Genomic DNA, 15,559 nt, shown 5'->3' on the forward strand with positions numbered 1-15,559 from the left:
GAGCCGAGGAGTCAAGCGTGAGTCATGAGGACCTGATGTCATCCTCCGCCCGCAGGGCGGCGCTGCCCTACGAACTACGCATGACGCTTCATGCGCTGGCCACGGATCTGTTGCGCACATCGGTCGATCCGATACGCGTCGAGTCCCGGCTGCGCAATGTCATCACCCTCGGCAAGACGGTCCTCGACCATCAGATCCCGCTCCCCCGGCGTCCCTTCGACTTCTCGGGCGAGCAGAAGCCGATCGGGCCCGGCGCGCTGCTCTACGAGTACGCGGAGGCGGGGGCCACCCACCTGGGGAACGTGTTGAGCGAGCTGGACACCGGTCTCCTGTCCGAGCTCGACCGGCTGGTGACCCGGGCGGAGCTGCTGTCGGCCGGTGACGAGCCGCCCAGGGCGGCGCCAGTGGGCAGGGTGCCCCTGTTGCTGGCGCCGGTGGACGACTGGTACGTCATCGCCGGCGCGGACATCGTGTTCGATCCCGGCGATGACGTCCGGTCCTGGTCACCGCTCCCCGACCCGGCCGCGATCGAGCGGGGGCTGCACGCCGCCCGGCGCCTGGTGTCGAGCGTGGGGAACCGGATGTCCGCCGACATCCGTCCACGGGTCGAAACACGGGATCTGCTCGTCCCCTCCGCGATCGACCCCGAGTCATGCGCGCCCGCCGTCGCGCTGTCCTGGATCGCCGCCGAGGGCGGTCTGCCGGGCCTCGGCAAGCTGGGTGTGCTGGCCCTGGCGAGAACCTCGCAGGACGGTGACTGGCTGCCGCCCACCGCGCCCGAGCAGGCGATGGCGGCCGCCGCCGAGGCCGGCCTCGGCGTCCTGTGGCGGGACGCTGACGGCTGGCGGCTGCGCCGGGCGGGCACCGTCACGACCGACCCGGAGCCGACCCTGCTCGGAGCGGTCCACCTGCTGTGGGGAGAGCAGTGGCAGGCAACGGTGCGGCGCTGGGCAACGGAGACGCTCGCGGAGCAGGAGTGGCGCATCCTTCACTCGACCGGCTCGGCCGGCTCCGCACCGGGGTGGTCCGGGCCGACGGACCGGCGCCTGGTGGAGTTCGAGCGGGCCTCCTTCCTGTTCAAGAGGTTCCACGGGAAGCCGCTGTCCCGGGTGATCCAGTCCGGGATCCGTAACTCCGGGAAGACGGTGTGCGCCCAGCAACTGGTGCACAAGCTGGAGAGCGCCGGCTGGCAGACCGTGGTGCTGTCGCCCGACCGCCGCCAACTGCCCTCGGACGGCGAGCTGCTTGCGGTGGTCCGCGCCGCACTCACCACCACCGGCGCCGACAGCACCCGCCGGAAGGTGCTGGTCGTCCTGGAGGACCTGCACGCCCTGGAGGACGGCAACGTCGGCGAGGCGCTGGAGTCCCTCAGCGAGCTCAAGACGGGTGTCCTCGCGCTGACCCATTTCGTCGACGGAGCGGCCAACCGCTGGGACAACCATGGCGTGACCTCCTATGTCACCGTGGTGGCACCGGAGGAGGTGCCCGACCTGGCCCACCAGATGATCCGCCGGGCGCCCAGGGAGTACCGGGTCCGGGCCGACGACACGGCGGCCGTCGGCCTGGCGGTCGAGGCGTGCCAGGGGGACCTGCGTCTGCTGGGCGACCTGCTGCGGGAAAAACCGGCCGGCAAGTCCGCTCCTGCGGCGGCGCTGCCGGAGCGGGGCCTGGGAGTCGAACTGGTGCGGGCGCGGGCGCAGTCCGCCTGCGACGGCCTCGACGCCGACGCCCGGGCCGCGGTATACCGGCTCGCCGCGGTGTCATGGCTCGACGAAGGGGTCCCGTCCGCCCATGTGGCGGCCATTCCCGAGGAAACCCGCGCGGCCCTCGCCGTGGTCGTCCACGAGGCTCTGATGAGGATCCCCAGCACCGTCCGGGCCGAGGCGGTGATCGCCTGTGCGAGCCCCGAGGGACTGGACGCCCTTCCCACCCATCTCGAACCATACGTCCTGGTCCTCCTCCGGGAGGACAACCACCAGCGACTCGACGCCCTGCTGCGCAAGTGCGCCGCCTACGCGCCGGAACAGCTCGCGCGGCTACTGGAACTGGCCTCGGTACGCCGTGCGATCACCGACTGGACGGCGACCGCGCACCCGCCCAAGGCCCTCACTCTGCTGCGGCTCTGCCGACGCAACAGCGATGCCGACTGGACCGCCGCCGCACTCCCGGCAGTCCTCGAACGAGTTCGCTCCGTAGCAGATCTGACGGTGCGTGATGTGACACTCGCGCTCACCGCGATGTGGGACGACGAGTTCCGGCTGCCCCCGAACGTGTTGCCGAACCTCGTTACCTGGGTAGGGGAGCCGGAGGGCGGCCTGGACACGGTCCTCGCCCGGTCCTCCACCCTCACGCAGCGGTACCACCTCGTCAATGCCCTGCTGAAGCTGGCCGGCGAGGGCACCACACCGGCCGGGACGGTCTGCGAGTGGCTCGAACAGCGCGCCGATGACCTCGTCCAAGGTGCCGATCCCGCTCGTCACCGGGACCTCATCGCCGTACGGCGCATGGACGACCTGATCTTCGCCAAGTCACGTCAGGCGCGGGACGACCAACCCGCGTCGGCACTGCGCCCGCTGTTCAAACCGGCGCAGTTCCTCCTGGAGGCACGTCCCACCCGGGACAGGTCCCTCGCCGCCATCCTGTCCTGGCTGTCGCTGCGGTTGCACTTCGACGGTGCTCAGGACTGGGCCGAGCTCATCGAGCAGTACAAGACGCAACTCCAAGCGGCTCTGGCGTACTCGGACGCCATCCAGATAAGTCAGGCCCTGCACGACCTGTCGCAGAGCAACCGTGGGTTCAGCAACCGTCTCCTCAACCATCTGAAGTTCGGCCGCACACTGGTTCCCGTGGTGAAGGCGGCACCGCCCGCGGAGGCGGCCATCCTCATCTCGACCGTGCGGAACATCCATGGCGGCACTCTCCGGACACTGCTCTACCAGGAGAACCGGGACGGCGCCCTGGTGGCTGACGCCGGCTTGGCCCGCGAGCTGGCCAAGTCGGTTCGCAGCTTCGAGGACGTGCGCGGCGCGGGCATGCTCCTCAGCAGCGTCAGCCGCGTCGATGACCTCTACTGCGACACCAAGGAACGGTTCGGTTACCGCCTGGCCTGCGAGATCGGTCAGGATTTCGTCGAGAACGTCATGAGGCGAGAACGCCGGCCCGCCATCGTGTACCACCTGCTGCACGGCTTGTGGGAGTCGGGCGCGGACTATCGGCAGGCGATCGAGGATGCGGCGCTCGACCTCGTCGTGTCCAGCATCCACGCACAGCGCGGCACAGCCCGCCCTTGGGGTCCGCGGCTGGCCATGCTCCTGATCCAGGATGACTACTTCGGCCAGCAGTTCCTCCAGAAGCTGGCGGAACGACTGGACCGGAAGGTGCTGCGCGACCGAATGTCCCAAGTCGCGCTCGACCCAGAGAGCATGGTGCACACCCATCGGCTGGGGCGCGCGCTGGTACCCGACATCGGCGCGGACTTCGCCAAGCAGCTCAAATTGGACAAGGCCGTGCGCAGTCCGCTCCTGAACACCGCGAGCAACACCGCACAGAAACTGCAAGTCATGGCCGACACCCTGCGGGCCGGTGGCGAAGTCGCGGCGACCGCTCTGGTGCTCGGCCACTTCAAACGGCAGAACCCCCGCTGGAACTGGGCCGAGCGTCTGCGGGTCGGCCGCAGTATCGGCGCCTTCGTCACGGCGCTCGGCCAGCTACGCAAGCTGGACCCGGCCGAAGCGGCCATGACCGTGGACTTCCTGAGCCGCCCACATGGCGGGCAGGACCTCTCCCATCTGCGAGAACTTCTTCTCCGCAGCGTGGTGCACCCCCCGCTCACAGCCGAGTTGCTGAGTGAGGTGGAGCGCTGCAAGCCAGGACTCGGCAAGGCCGAACTCGCCGCGCTGCGGAACGAGCGCAGGCGCTGGTGGACACTCATCGATGTCTTCAAGTTCGACCAGGACCCGGTAACCCAGGGAATGGTGGGGCGCGCCCTGGCCCGACTCGGGGTGACCAACCGCACCGAGGAGACCGAGTGGATGTACACCCTGCTCACCACTCGGTGGGAGGCCACGATGCACCTCCTCGCCAGTCCCCGGGCCGTCACCGAGATGCTGACGCTCGCCCACATGTGGGAGCCGCAGTGGGGTGAGCAACTGGCCACCAGCGTCAACATCGATCGGTTGCTCAACCGGCTCCGGCTGGGTCTCCGGCCGGATCTGCAGCAAGTCCCCGGCCTGCTGCAGGCGCTGTGGCTGACCGGCCGGAGTGATGGGTTCGACGACATCCTCAGTTACGTGGACGGCTTGTCCGCCGACCTCCTGGCGAATGCGTTGGGGCTCCACCAGGCGAGCAAACTGCTGAAGGTGGCCCGGCTCACGAACAGATCCACTGACTCTCTGGCCCCAGCGGTGGCACGGCTCGTCAAGCAGGTGGCAGATCGGCACCTGGCGGTGGACGCCGAAACGCACTGGAACAGCATCGGGTGGGCGGCCCAGGCACTGCACGAGTGCTCCGGCCTTCGTTTTCTCCCGGATGTGGTCCCTGCGCTGCCGCCCAACACCGTGGCCCATCCGGCCGCCGTTGCCTGGGCGGCGGCGTGGTTGCCGCGCACAGAGTGGTCCACCACGACGGTCGTGGAGGCCGTGGACTCCTACGCAGGGTCCGGCAGCACACAGCACTGGCATCCCCAGGAGACCTGTATGGCCCTGATCGCCGCCGCGCGGACCGGCCTCCTTCCTGCCGACGGTCCACTCCCCACCCACTGGCACGCGGCCACCGAGGCGAGCCCCGAACTCCTCACGCTGCTGTGCCGCGAAGCGGCACGTTCCCCGATCCTGCGCGACCACCTCGCAACTCCGAAGATCGCCGGAGCACTGCGAAAGATGATCAGCGAGACCGGGCTGTCCCAGCATCTCTGCGGGGAGGAACTACGGTCCGCGGTGAAGCAGCTCTGCCCACAGCCACCCGAGCCTCATCCGAACCCAAACGTCGGGCTCGGGTACTAGAGCCCGACGTTCGATCTTGTAGAGCCTTCGCGATCAGGTCGTGGACGAGATAATCGCCAGGGGTTCGGTCCTCCTTAGGGCGAGGGAGGTCCTCGGGTCCGAACAGTCGTAGGCGGTGTGCTTGGACCATTCCAGGACAGGGTGGTCCAGGTCGCCACCGACTTCGACAAGGTAGTCGGCCTCGTGCCGTGTGCCGCCACCGCCGGTCCAGGTGGCGATCCCGATCAGGCGCCGTATCCGGCGCAGACACCATTCTGGAGGTGGCGGCGAGGAACCGCTCCTGCCGGTGAGTGACGGGCGGTGTGGCCGGCGGCGGGACCACCCGATGCAGTATCCCGTTGATGACCTGGCGGTTCACGCTGCAACGGACCGCACCCGCGCCTGGGCGCCACCTGGGACCCGTACGTCTGCTGTACGCCTCCGGCATCCGCCCGCTCGCGCTGGGCCGCTACCTCAACTGGGTCCCGCCGACGACGGCACAGGCGTCTGCGACAACCACAGCCGCGTCTGGAACACCCTCGTACTGTGGGTCGCTGGCAACAACGTCATCCCCACCGCCACCGCTCGCAACCCCACGCTGACATCCGTCGCCCTCGCCGTCCGAGGTGCCCGCGCACTCTTCGACCACCCGGACTCGGCGGCGGAGCACAGCACGCCGGTCGGCCAGAGTGGTTCCCACAGCGCCGGAACTGTCACGGGAATGCGTACCTGACACTCCGTCGGAAACAGCGTCAAACGAGCGTCAGGGCGGCATTCCCTCGTCCCGGCACAATCAGCGGAGGACACCCGCCACCCACTCACCGCTCGACAAAGCCGCAGGCAAAGCCTGCTCTCCGGACTCGCGGAAGGTTCCACGTCATGTCACCTGGAAAACAGGTCGGCTCCGCCCTCCCGGAATGCGAGGAACCAGAGAACCAGCAGGTCAGAGGCTCTTGGAGGCAGGCTCCAGAATCGCCACGCACTCCACATGCGACGTCATCGGAAAGGTGTCGGTCCGGACAAGGCCCGAAAAACAGCAGGTCATAGGTGGCTTCACGGCTCATCGCCGCTACGCCGAGGCGCTCAGAGCGTCAAACGAGCGTCACGGGGTTCGAAGACGACATCGCCCGGAGTGAGCAGACCCCCTCCAACGCCGGACGGCTTCCGATCCGACGCCGAAGGTGGGCAGCTGAACCCGGCACCCGACGCTCCATCACCTGTATGCACGGGGAAGGTCGCGGAAAGACGGCCCCCGACCGGGTAAGACCTGCCCGGCTGGGAACCCGGCCGGTCCGAGGGGCAGCGTCACGACAGGCCGACGCTGCGGACGGTACCTCTCCGGCCGGCGTCCGCGACCGCCACCAGAACTCACTGAGCAGCGACCCGGAGCCGCCTGCGCAGCTAGCAGAGAGTTTACCCAATCATGACAAGTGTCACCGTCCGCGCTCCGCGTTCCGAGAGTTCCGGCAGCGACTTCGCCCGGCTGTCGAGGAAAATCGCGGATGCCGGACTGCTCGGACGCCGCCCCGGCTACTACACACTCCGGATCACCGCGGTGGCCGGGCTCTACGCCACCGGATGGATCGCCTTCGCACTCGTCGGCCGCTCATGGTGGACGTTGGCGGTCGCAGTCTTCCTGGCTGTCGTCTTCGGGCAGGTGGCCCTGGTCGCCCATGACGTGGCCCACCGTCAGGTGTTCCGCCGGCGCAGGGCCAGTGAGGTGTCCGGACGGATCGCCGGAGCGGGCATCGGGATGGGGTACGGCTGGTGGCAGGACAAGCACACCCGTCACCACGCCAACCCCAACAACGAGGACCTCGACCCCGACGTCGCCCCCGACCTGCTGGTCTGGTCCCAGGACCAGGCCCGCGCCGCCACCGGACTCCCCCGTCTCGTCGGTCGGTGGCAGGCGTTCCTGTTCTTCCCGCTCCTCACGCTGGAGGGCTTCAACCTGCACGTGTCGAGCGGTAGGGCGGTCGCCAACTGCTCGCTCAAGCACCAGGCCCTCGACGGCGTTCTGCTGGCCGCGCACTGCGTGGCGTACCTGACCGCCCTGTTCTGGGTCCTGCCGCCCGGCATGGCGATCGCCTTCCTCGCCGTCCACCAGGGCTTGTTCGGCCTCTACCTCGGCTCCCTCTTCGCCCCCAACCACAAGGGCATGCCGATCCTGAAAGGCGACGACCGCCCGGACTTCCTCCGCCGCCAGGTGCTCACCTCACGCAACGTGAACGGCGGCTGGTTCACCGACATCGCCCTGGGCGGCCTGAACCACCAGATCGAACACCACCTCTTCCCCAGCATGCCCAGCCCCAACCTGCGCAAGGCACGGCCCCTCGTCCGGCGCTACTGCGAGGAACTGGGCGTGGACTACCTGGAGACCGGACTGATCGCCTCCTACCGACAGGCACTCACCAGCCTCCATCGGGCGGGAGCGCCCCTCCGGCACTACCGCGTCCCCGCCTAGAAACTCCCGGGCGCCCGCGGCCGACGCCGGTCGCGGGCGCAGTACCGGTCCGCCGAAGCCCTCTCCTGCGCAGGTCAGGGGCATCAACGGAGCACTCCCCCGACCTCATGGCTCCTGCCCGCCATCGAGCGGTCAGCCCACAGAGCCCTCCGCGGTGGCCGGAACGTCGTGGGGCGGTCTCGGGCCAGGGCGGACGAAGTGGAGCAGGAAACCGGAGCCGGTGATCTCGGTGATACGCGCCAAGGACCGCGGAGGCCGGTGCAGGCGCATAAGTGCTCCCGAACGTCCGGTGAGCTGCGCCATCTCCAGGAGGAGGTTGAACCCGCTGACGTCACAGAAGGTGACTGCGGAGAGGTCGATGTCGACGGTGCGGGTGTGGTCGCCGAGACCCTCGACCAGCACGCTGCGCACCAGCGGGATCGTGGTCAGGTCGATCTCCCCGGACAGGGCGATCAGAGCGCGCGGGCCGCGGTCCCGGCGGGGGACGTCCGGCAGTGGAGGGGACATGGCTCCTCGTTCCGAGAATCGTTCGAAGACGCCGTGCGACAGACAGAACCGGCTGCCGCCGTCACGGCCTCTCCGACTGGTCCGCCTGCACAGCGGCGACCGTCCGGCCCGGTGCGCGAGCAGCCGGGTCCGAGGCTTCGCGTCCGCCTTCGGACTCCCAGGCCGCCTGTGCGGTCCGGTCGTCCTCGGTCACCGGCCGCGGGGCGTCCGCCGTCAGCCGGCTCGCGGAATCGCTGCGCCGCGGGTCGCTCGCAGCGGCCATCAGCCACGCGGCCCGAACCGGATCCGTCCCCGGAGGAACGACCAGCAGGTTCCAGCGGCCCACGCGGTACGAGAGCAGCAGCAGCTCGTACGGGTCCTGCTCGGCCCGGAACCAGCCCACCTTCACCACGTGCCCGGCGACGGTGACCTTGCGCGGTACAACCGGCCACCGGGCGGGGTTCACCGTGATCCGGGTGATCCGCCCCCACAGCGGATCGAGCACGGCCGCCAGTGCGGGCAGTTCGGCGTGGAGGTCGGACGAGCGCGGCCACCAGGCGCCGTCCAGCAGTGCCGGCACGGAGCCGGCCGGTGCGAGAGCAAGGCGCGGACGAGAGAGGGCCGGCCGGCCTTCGGATGTCGTCGGGCGGGAGATGGTCACATTCATGACGCGGACCCTGCCCCGGACCGGTCGTAGCCGGCCCGGCGTATTCGATCGCCGAAAACGACACAGGTACGGATGCCGGTGCCCCAAGGATTCTCGGTGCTCCCTACCGTACTCCCCGAAACACCCGAACGGGCGGCAGCACTCGCCCCCGGCCCTCCGGGACCTTCCCCGCACGGTGTTCCTCGGACCACCCGGCCCGAGGAGAGGCGTCGAGGTCCGAAGCGGGTGATGTGTGCGACTAGAGTGATCGGCGCTCTGGTCCGATCGCATCCAGCCGCGCAGTGAGGTCACCATGGAGTCCCAGGAAGCGCCCTCGGCCGGGTATGCCGAGGTTCACGTCGTCGCCGCGTCGCCCGAGGACGCACGGCGGGTGGCGGAAGTTCTCCGTCGTTGCTTCGCCGCCACCGAACAGCGCAGTTATCCGGCGAACGGCGAGGGCGGCACCCGTCTCGAACTCACCGTGGACACCACCCGCGCGGCCGAGCCCGCCCGTTCGTGGCTGGAGTCCAGCCGGTCGACCGGACACACCGGTCCGGAGCCCGGGTGCGACTGATCGTCCGCCCACCCCGTGTCGGGACGGCGTACGGCCTCGACCCGACTCAGGTCGGATCGTCTGCCCCGGGCGGGATGAGCGTCTGATGCCCCCTCCTCACCCGCGTCGTTTCCATGTGCGTGTCACGCGGGGGATCTCCTCGTAGAACAATCGGCCGACCAGCGCGCCACCGAAGATCACGACTCCCACGCCGAGCAGCCAGGACTCGACGACCAGGAGGGTTCCGACGGGTCCGTAGGCGACGGCGTTGGATGCGATCAGCGGCGAGAAGACGAGGGCGGAGAAGATCCTCAGACCGAGCAGCCCGATCACGGTGGCCACAGCACCCGGCAGCAGGGCGCGCCAGCGGATGCGCACGCCGAGCAGCAGGTGCTGGGACCACCAGAGAAACGGGACAGCGCTCAGCGATGCGACAGCCCCGCCTGCCAGCGGTTCCGGCCGTAGTGTGGTCGTGGCGGAGGCGAAGAGGAAGACGGTGAGGACGCTGAGCCAGACCACGTGCCGCCACCTGGCCCACCAGCGAGCCGGCGGCAGGTCCCAGACCTTCTCGTAGCCGGTCTGCACCGCTGCCCCGAAAGCCAGGCCGAACAGGGCGAGGGCGGCGATACCGAACACGGTCGTGCTCCGCAGCGCCTGGCCGGGCCGAGCGAACAACCTCTCGACCTGCTCCCTGGCGGCCGTCGACACGCCCAGCCCTTCGCCCAGCCACTGCGCGAACCCCCGGCCGTGCTCGGGATCGGCAGAGGAGACGATGATCAGCAAAGGCACCAGCGTGAGCAACCCCAGCGCCGAAAAGCCCAGCGAACGCGACCCCAGCTCCATCTGCGCGCCCCGTCGCCATCCGCGCCCGACCGGCGAACGGCTGACGGCGCGGCGCAGCCGCCCGAACCGAAACGAACGGTCCGCGGCCTCGGGGGACTTTTCAGGCATGTCTGTCGATTATCACGGGCGATGCCTTCAACGGGGCAGGGCGCGACATGAGGTTCCCCGACAGGCTGCCGGATGGACGAGCCCGCCGGTCCGGGAGTCGGGCCACGCGTCGGGCTTCCGGCGCCCCGGCCGTCCCGGTCCACAGCACCGGTCTGCGCCATCCTGCGACGGGAAGTGTCACCACGGCTGGTACGGGCACTCGGCGAAGTGCCCGTTTCGGGTACACCGCCGCGCGAAGGGAAGCCGAAGGATGATCCACAGTGCGGACATCCGCGAGTGGCGCGCCCACGACGTCGTCGACGCGGGTGGCCACAAGATCGGCACGCTGGAGGCTGTCTACGTGGACACCAGCACCGACGAGCCGGCCATGGGCACCGTTCAGGTCGGACTGCCCACCCGCCGCCATTTGGTCTTCGTCCCCTTGCACGGCGCGGTCGTGGGACCGGGCTACGTGAAGGTCGACTACGAACGGGCGCTGGTGAAGAAGTGCCCGGCGATCGGGACCGACGACGTGCTGCCCGTCGAGGACGAGGCGGCGGTGTTCGCGCACTACGGCCTGCCCTATCAGCCCGGTGCGAACGGTGAGCGGCAACTCGCCCGACGCTGACCGACCCCGCCGAATCGAAGAGGTGCATTACCTCATGAGGCTCTTCCTCCTCCTCGTCATCGCGGCCATCGTGCTGGGCATCATCGGCGTGGCCGCAGAAGGATTGTTCTACCTGCTCGTCATCGGCATCGTGGTGCTGGTCGCGGCCCTGGTGTACCTGGGCATGCACATGCGAGGCTCCGGCCGGCACCAGCGCCTGCGCTGAACGTCCTGAGGCTGCCGGGCCGGGAGGGGGCCCAATGCCCACCGGCCCGGTTCAACAGCTCCGGGCAGGCTTCCATCTCACCATCCGCCATGACGGTACGCGCGATGTCGCCCCCCCCGGTGCGGCCCAGCACGTCTTCCTTGACGTCGCCCTACCGACGAAGGCCGCCCCCGCGCTACGCCTCCCCCACCCTTCGGCCTCGGACCACCCGGCGACAGGTCCTGACATGACATCAGAACGAGCGTCGGATGAGCGTCACGAGGGGCCACCTGCCGTCCATGCGAATATCACGTTCCAGACCCGGCGCCCTCTTGGCCGCTGGTCGAAACTGCAGGTCGGAAGCGGTCCCGGACATACGGCAAGTCTCCACACCATGCACTTCGGGAAACAGGTCGAGCACCGTCGAGCACACCTGAAGAACCCGATAAAACCGCAGGTCAGAGCCCCTTCTGGGCAGGCTCAAGAATCGCCACGCACTCCACGTGCGACGTCATCGGAAAGATGTCGGCCTGAGCGAGTCTCGGAAAAGGCCAGGTCAAAGCCTCTTTCTCGGCTCGCTGTCCTGCGTACGGACGCCCAGAGCGTCAAACGAGCGTCATGACGACCTAGCCATCTCTCCTGGGGGCGGAACTGGCTGGCACGACCAGCTCCCCCTGCGTGAGCTCGACTGCGTTCACTGCGGACACCGGCTCGCACATCATGATCCGCACCACTTGGCCGGCCACGACAATGGAGTCATGCCTTCCAGCCCACAGCGCCCCGCACCCGCGCCGAGGGCCCTCTCGGGAGCGAACGCCGAGGATCTCGCGTTGTACCGGGAGAAGTTGCGGCGGCGCCTACCGGAGTCGCTGGCCGAGCTGCAGGGACCCACTCAGGGGGCGTGGCGCTGCCGCCGCACATGGCTTGGTCCGGGATGACTTCGCACGACCTCAGCAAGCCACGCCAGCGCATGGGCCTGCAGCGCACCGCCCTACACGAGGGCCTGCACGATGATCTGCCCCTCTATCTCAACCAGGACCTGCTCCTCCAGCTGTGGCCGATGCTATGCACACTCGTCGGTCGCACCGTGCGCACTGTCTGGGAGGACACTTTCCCCGAGCTCGCCTCCCGCACTCGGGCAGCCACGTGACGGACATGCCGGGGCTCCACACGTGGCTGCTGGCGGATGTGACTGCGCTCGGCTCCCCGTACACCCCTGGTCCTCACTGGCGGATACACCGTGCGGGCGCACCACCTTGTAAACCGCCCCCGCCAGGACCTCGATGTCGCCACCGACAACCCGGCGCCCGCGGCCGCCATCGCAGCCCCTCCGTAGGGGTCTGGAAGCCGGGACTGGAAGGTGCAGGCGCTCGAGACCGCCCCGCTGGCCCCCCCCGTTTAACCGTAACCGGCCCAGCCACCGGGCAGGACGTGAGGTCGGCATTCTCAAGGAGATCTTCTGGCGGCCGTCCCCCAGAACCCGTACAGGCTTGTCCTCGCGGAGGAGGACGTGATCGGGACGAAGATCCGCGCTCTCGCCGACTGCGGAGTGCCGCGTGATCTGATCGACGTGTTCGCTGCGTGCCGCCTCTTGACCACGGCCGAACTCGAGGAGTTCGGCCGTCGCCGCGCCCGCGGCCGCTTCGCCCCAAGTCAAACAAAGGTTGATCATTCAGCAGGCCCCGCTGCCGTGTGGACCCCGAAACTTTCAGGTACCCAGCCTCCGGGTTCACTCTTCCCGAAGGACGTGCACAGGTCATTGTCAGTGGTCCCTCTTATCCTGAGTTGACTCGGACCACGCGCGAACGACGGAGGATCACTGCATGGGGTGGGACAACAAAGCGCGCCGTCGGCCGCCCAGATTCAGCAGGGCTGCGGAGCACACATGTGTGCGTTTCTCGGAGCACTGATCGGATGCCGAAGCGCAGTGTCCAGCAGCGGGCTGGGTACCGGGGTGAAGCATTCGTCGACAAGGCCGTCTCCGATGCCGGCCATGTGTGGAACGACACCAAACGTGACTTCGCCGTCGACGGGCAGATCGAGTTCGTGGATGTCGACCGGGAAGTCACCGGTGTCGCCGTCCTGGCTCAAGTGAAAGGCACAGAAGTCGGATTTCGGGGCGAGACGGCGACGGGATTCAAGTTCACGTGCAAGGCCGACCACATCGCCTACTGGCTTCGGCTGAGGCGACCAGTCGTGCTCATCTGCGTCGACCTGCGTATCCAACAAGCATGGTGGAAGCGCGTCGACACCTGGTTCGCCGACCCTGAACGCAAAGCCCGGCGGGTCGTTCAGTTCGACAAGGCCGCAGACCGCTTCGACCCCGACGCCTTCAGCCGGCTGTCGGCCCTGGGCGTACCCGTGGGGGAGCCGTTGCCGCGGCTCGAAGGAAGCGAACAGCTGGTCTCGAACCTCCTCAAGGTTGAGGGCTTCGCCCCACTCATCTACGAGGCGTCCACGCCCTGTCGTGACCGCGGCGATGCCTGGGAGCGGATGCGATCGAACGGCAACCAGTTCGAGAGCGGCTTCGTCCTGGCTGCCGGACGGATCTTCTCGCTGTGCCGACTGGACGAGGGCCCGCTGGCCGTGCTCTGCGACGGGCCGGTCACCTCCGTCCTCAGTGAGGAATGGGCGACCACCGAGGACCCCGACCTGCAGCGGCGCTTCGTGTCCCTGTTGAACTTCACGCTGCGCTCCGCCCACCATCCCGAGTTGGTCTGGCATCCCACCAAGAAGGTCGTCTATATGCAGGCCCCGCCCGACCGGTCCCGCCGGAAGATCAAAGGCCGCTACCGAGGCAGCCGCGGACGCACCTTCTTCACCCCGTATTTCGGCAAGGACGACCAGACCAAGATCAGCTTCTGCCGTCACTACGCTGCCAGCCTGTACTTCCGCCGCTGGAGTGAGCAGTGGTTCTTGGAGATCAACCCCACTTACCACTTCACCATCGACGGTCACCGCGACTCCCTGTTCGACGCCGAGTACGTCCAGAAGATCAAGCGGCTGGAACGCAACAATGCCGTCTACCAGCTCGTACGCGCCTGGGCCGACTATCTGCAAGGCGATGACACCCTGTTCAGGAGCCGGGATGAGCGCATCCGATTCGGCCAGCTCCTACAGCTCGACTGCGATGCCGCCATCGACGAAAGCGTCTGGATTCCGCAAGAACCAGCGCCGAAGCCGAGCGTGAACGGGCTGGCCGAGGGACTGTGGGAGCTGCCGCAATGAAAGCACCAGTGCTTCATGAGCCGGAACTGGAGTTCCGCGCCGGAAACCGTCACATCGATCCCCGCTACGGCATCAGCGTGTTCGGACCGGCCGACGCCGACTCCCCTACCGGACCCCGTCAGATCCCCATCGCCTTGGTCGGCCCCGCCCATGCGGTCGACGGCATCCGGAGTTGGCTGCAGCGCTGCCAGGACCCAATCGAAGCGAAGGAGACGAAGCCCGGGCAGGAGAATCTTCACCAACCGTTCCCCGGTTTCAGCGGCGACTCCCCGTTCGGTGCCCAGCTCGTCTTCGACGACGCCCTCGTCCGCGAGATCCCCGAACGCCAGCTGCGCCGCCTTGCCCGCGTCGACATTGCCTCCGCCACCGCCGATGCGGTCGAGCTCTACGCCGACGCCGCCCGGTCGCTGGCCGAGACCGGGCGCTGCCGGGTCATCATCTGCGCTCGCCCTGAAGAACTGCGGGACAGAGAAGACCATCTTCCCTCGGAGGAGGTCGTGACCGACCGCCAGGAGGAACAGGGCGAGCAAGGGGCCGGAGGTGATTTCCACGACCTGCTCAAGGCCGCCGCGCTAACGCTGCCGGCCCCCTTGCAACTGATGCGCAAGGAGACTTGGACCGGGATCCCGGCCAAGACCAACGGTCAAACCGTCCGCCCGCTGCAGGACGAGGCAACACGGGCCTGGAACCTGCATACCGCCCTGTACTACAAGGCCGGTGGGACCCCCTGGCGCATGCAGCGGCACAGCTCCGACCTGGCCACCTGCTACGTCGGGGTCAGCTTCTACCGCAGCGCGAGTGGAAACGAGCTGCACACGGCCGTCGCCCAGGTGTTCAACGAACGCGGCGACGGCGTCGTCGTCCGCGGCGGAACCGCGCAGATCTCCAAGACCGACCGCCAGCCCCACCTGACGCTCTCAGACGCCCGGCAGTTGCTGCTGGACGCCCTAGCCGAGTACCGCACCACCCACGGCCACCAGCCCGCACGCATCGTCGTTCACAAGACCTCGAACTTCACCGCCAGTGAGGTCGACGGATTCCACGAAGCCGCCGACCTGCGTGAGATCGACCATGTCGACCTGCTGTGGATTCAGCGGCGCGGCGCCCCACACCTGTACCGCACCGGCCAACTCCCCCCGTTGCGCGGCACCAGCGTCCAACTGGACGCTCGTTCCCTGCTCCTGTACACCCGCGGCTCAGTGCCGTACTTCCGGACCTACCCCGGCCTGTACGTCCCCCAGCCACTGCTGATCCGGCCCGCAACACACGGCACGGATCTACTGACCGCCGGCATGGACATCCTCGCCCTGACTAAGATGAACTGGAACAACGCCCAACTCGACGAACGTGACCCCCTCACCTTGCGCACCGCTTACCGAGTCGGTTCGATCCTCAAGCACGTCCCGCCCAATGCCCGCATCGCCACCCGTTACGCCTACTACATGTAGGCAAGGGCGCCCT

11 protein-coding genes and 1 pseudogene are annotated in these 15,559 nt (G+C 68.3%); 9 read left to right on the forward strand and 3 right to left on the reverse strand.

Annotated elements, in window-relative coordinates; genetic code table 11:
- The first annotated feature begins 17 nt into the window (after nucleotides 1–17).
- The 3 genes from ACWCXC_RS13075 (at nucleotide 18) to ACWCXC_RS13085 (ending at nucleotide 7,443) form a co-directional block, all read left to right on the forward strand.
- On the forward strand, nucleotides 18–5,000 hold the full coding sequence (locus ACWCXC_RS13075; protein ID WP_450888653.1) for a hypothetical protein: 4,983 nt from the start codon (nucleotides 18–20) through the stop codon (nucleotides 4,998–5,000).
- 325 nt (nucleotides 5,001–5,325) lie between these two features.
- Nucleotides 5,326–5,712, forward strand: a complete 387-nt coding sequence (locus ACWCXC_RS13080) for a GMC oxidoreductase (RefSeq protein WP_386628551.1) — start codon at nucleotides 5,326–5,328, stop codon at nucleotides 5,710–5,712.
- Between the two features lie 690 nt (nucleotides 5,713–6,402).
- Complete coding sequence (locus ACWCXC_RS13085) at nucleotides 6,403–7,443, forward strand: fatty acid desaturase family protein (protein ID WP_450888655.1); 1,041 nt, start codon at nucleotides 6,403–6,405, stop codon at nucleotides 7,441–7,443.
- 132 nt (nucleotides 7,444–7,575) lie between these two features.
- Here the strand turns inward: ACWCXC_RS13085 and ACWCXC_RS13090 are convergent, their stop codons facing one another.
- Complete coding sequence (locus ACWCXC_RS13090; protein ID WP_450888657.1) at nucleotides 7,576–7,950, reverse strand: STAS domain-containing protein; 375 nt, start codon at nucleotides 7,948–7,950, stop codon at nucleotides 7,576–7,578.
- A 61-nt stretch (nucleotides 7,951–8,011) separates the two neighbouring features.
- A complete protein-coding gene (locus ACWCXC_RS13095) occupies nucleotides 8,012–8,596 on the reverse strand; it encodes a DUF5994 family protein (RefSeq protein WP_450888659.1) in 585 nt (194 codons plus the stop codon).
- Between the two features lie 292 nt (nucleotides 8,597–8,888).
- Between ACWCXC_RS13095 and ACWCXC_RS13100 the strand changes: the two genes are divergently transcribed.
- Nucleotides 8,889–9,149: a hypothetical protein gene (locus tag ACWCXC_RS13100; RefSeq protein ID WP_384605153.1), complete on the forward strand. Its 261-nt coding sequence runs from the start codon at nucleotides 8,889–8,891 to the stop codon at nucleotides 9,147–9,149.
- Between the two features lie 96 nt (nucleotides 9,150–9,245).
- On the opposite strand, the gene ACWCXC_RS13105 is transcribed toward ACWCXC_RS13100, so the two are convergent.
- Nucleotides 9,246–10,079, reverse strand: coding sequence for a YhjD/YihY/BrkB family envelope integrity protein (locus tag ACWCXC_RS13105; RefSeq protein WP_450888662.1), 834 nt, complete (start codon nucleotides 10,077–10,079; stop codon nucleotides 9,246–9,248).
- A 250-nt stretch (nucleotides 10,080–10,329) separates the two neighbouring features.
- Here ACWCXC_RS13105 and ACWCXC_RS13110 point away from each other — a divergent pair, with 250 nt between their 5' ends.
- From ACWCXC_RS13110 to ACWCXC_RS13130, 5 genes and pseudogenes are all read left to right on the forward strand, one after another.
- Nucleotides 10,330–10,686: a PRC-barrel domain-containing protein gene (locus ACWCXC_RS13110; protein ID WP_367447729.1), complete on the forward strand. Its 357-nt coding sequence runs from the start codon at nucleotides 10,330–10,332 to the stop codon at nucleotides 10,684–10,686.
- 34 nt (nucleotides 10,687–10,720) lie between these two features.
- Entirely contained in the window at nucleotides 10,721–10,891 is a 171-nt protein-coding gene (locus ACWCXC_RS13115; RefSeq protein WP_380803263.1) for a hypothetical protein, read from the forward strand.
- A 1,125-nt stretch (nucleotides 10,892–12,016) separates the two neighbouring features.
- Nucleotides 12,017–12,515, forward strand: a pseudogene (locus ACWCXC_RS13120) (nucleotidyl transferase AbiEii/AbiGii toxin family protein); the annotation flags it as partial.
- Between the two features lie 269 nt (nucleotides 12,516–12,784).
- Nucleotides 12,785–14,098 (forward strand): DUF4365 domain-containing protein, encoded by a 1,314-nt coding sequence (locus ACWCXC_RS13125; RefSeq protein ID WP_381244679.1) that lies wholly within the window; start codon nucleotides 12,785–12,787, stop codon nucleotides 14,096–14,098.
- Nucleotides 14,095–15,546, forward strand: coding sequence for an argonaute/piwi family protein (locus ACWCXC_RS13130; RefSeq protein ID WP_450888665.1), 1,452 nt, complete (start codon nucleotides 14,095–14,097; stop codon nucleotides 15,544–15,546). The genes ACWCXC_RS13125 and ACWCXC_RS13130 overlap by 4 nt, the downstream gene beginning before the upstream one ends.
- The last annotated feature ends 13 nt before the right edge of the window (nucleotides 15,547–15,559 follow it).

It is taken from the genome of Streptomyces sp. NPDC001515 (genome assembly GCF_053597115.1).

Coding starts and splice junctions, on each gene's coding strand:
- ACWCXC_RS13080 (WP_386628551.1), top strand. CDS start 5,326: ATGCAGTATCCCGTTGATGACCTGGCGGTTCACGCTGCAACGGACCGC.
- ACWCXC_RS13085 (WP_450888655.1), top strand. CDS start 6,403: ATGACAAGTGTCACCGTCCGCGCTCCGCGTTCCGAGAGTTCCGGCAGC.
- ACWCXC_RS13090 (WP_450888657.1), bottom strand. CDS start 7,950: ATGTCCCCTCCACTGCCGGACGTCCCCCGCCGGGACCGCGGCCCGCGC.
- ACWCXC_RS13095 (WP_450888659.1), bottom strand. CDS start 8,596: ATGAATGTGACCATCTCCCGCCCGACGACATCCGAAGGCCGGCCGGCC.
- ACWCXC_RS13100 (WP_384605153.1), top strand. CDS start 8,889: ATGGAGTCCCAGGAAGCGCCCTCGGCCGGGTATGCCGAGGTTCACGTC.
- ACWCXC_RS13105 (WP_450888662.1), bottom strand. CDS start 10,079: ATGCCTGAAAAGTCCCCCGAGGCCGCGGACCGTTCGTTTCGGTTCGGG.
- ACWCXC_RS13110 (WP_367447729.1), top strand. CDS start 10,330: ATGATCCACAGTGCGGACATCCGCGAGTGGCGCGCCCACGACGTCGTC.
- ACWCXC_RS13115 (WP_380803263.1), top strand. CDS start 10,721: ATGAGGCTCTTCCTCCTCCTCGTCATCGCGGCCATCGTGCTGGGCATC.
- ACWCXC_RS13125 (WP_381244679.1), top strand. CDS start 12,785: ATGCCGAAGCGCAGTGTCCAGCAGCGGGCTGGGTACCGGGGTGAAGCA.
- ACWCXC_RS13130 (WP_450888665.1), top strand. CDS start 14,095: ATGAAAGCACCAGTGCTTCATGAGCCGGAACTGGAGTTCCGCGCCGGA.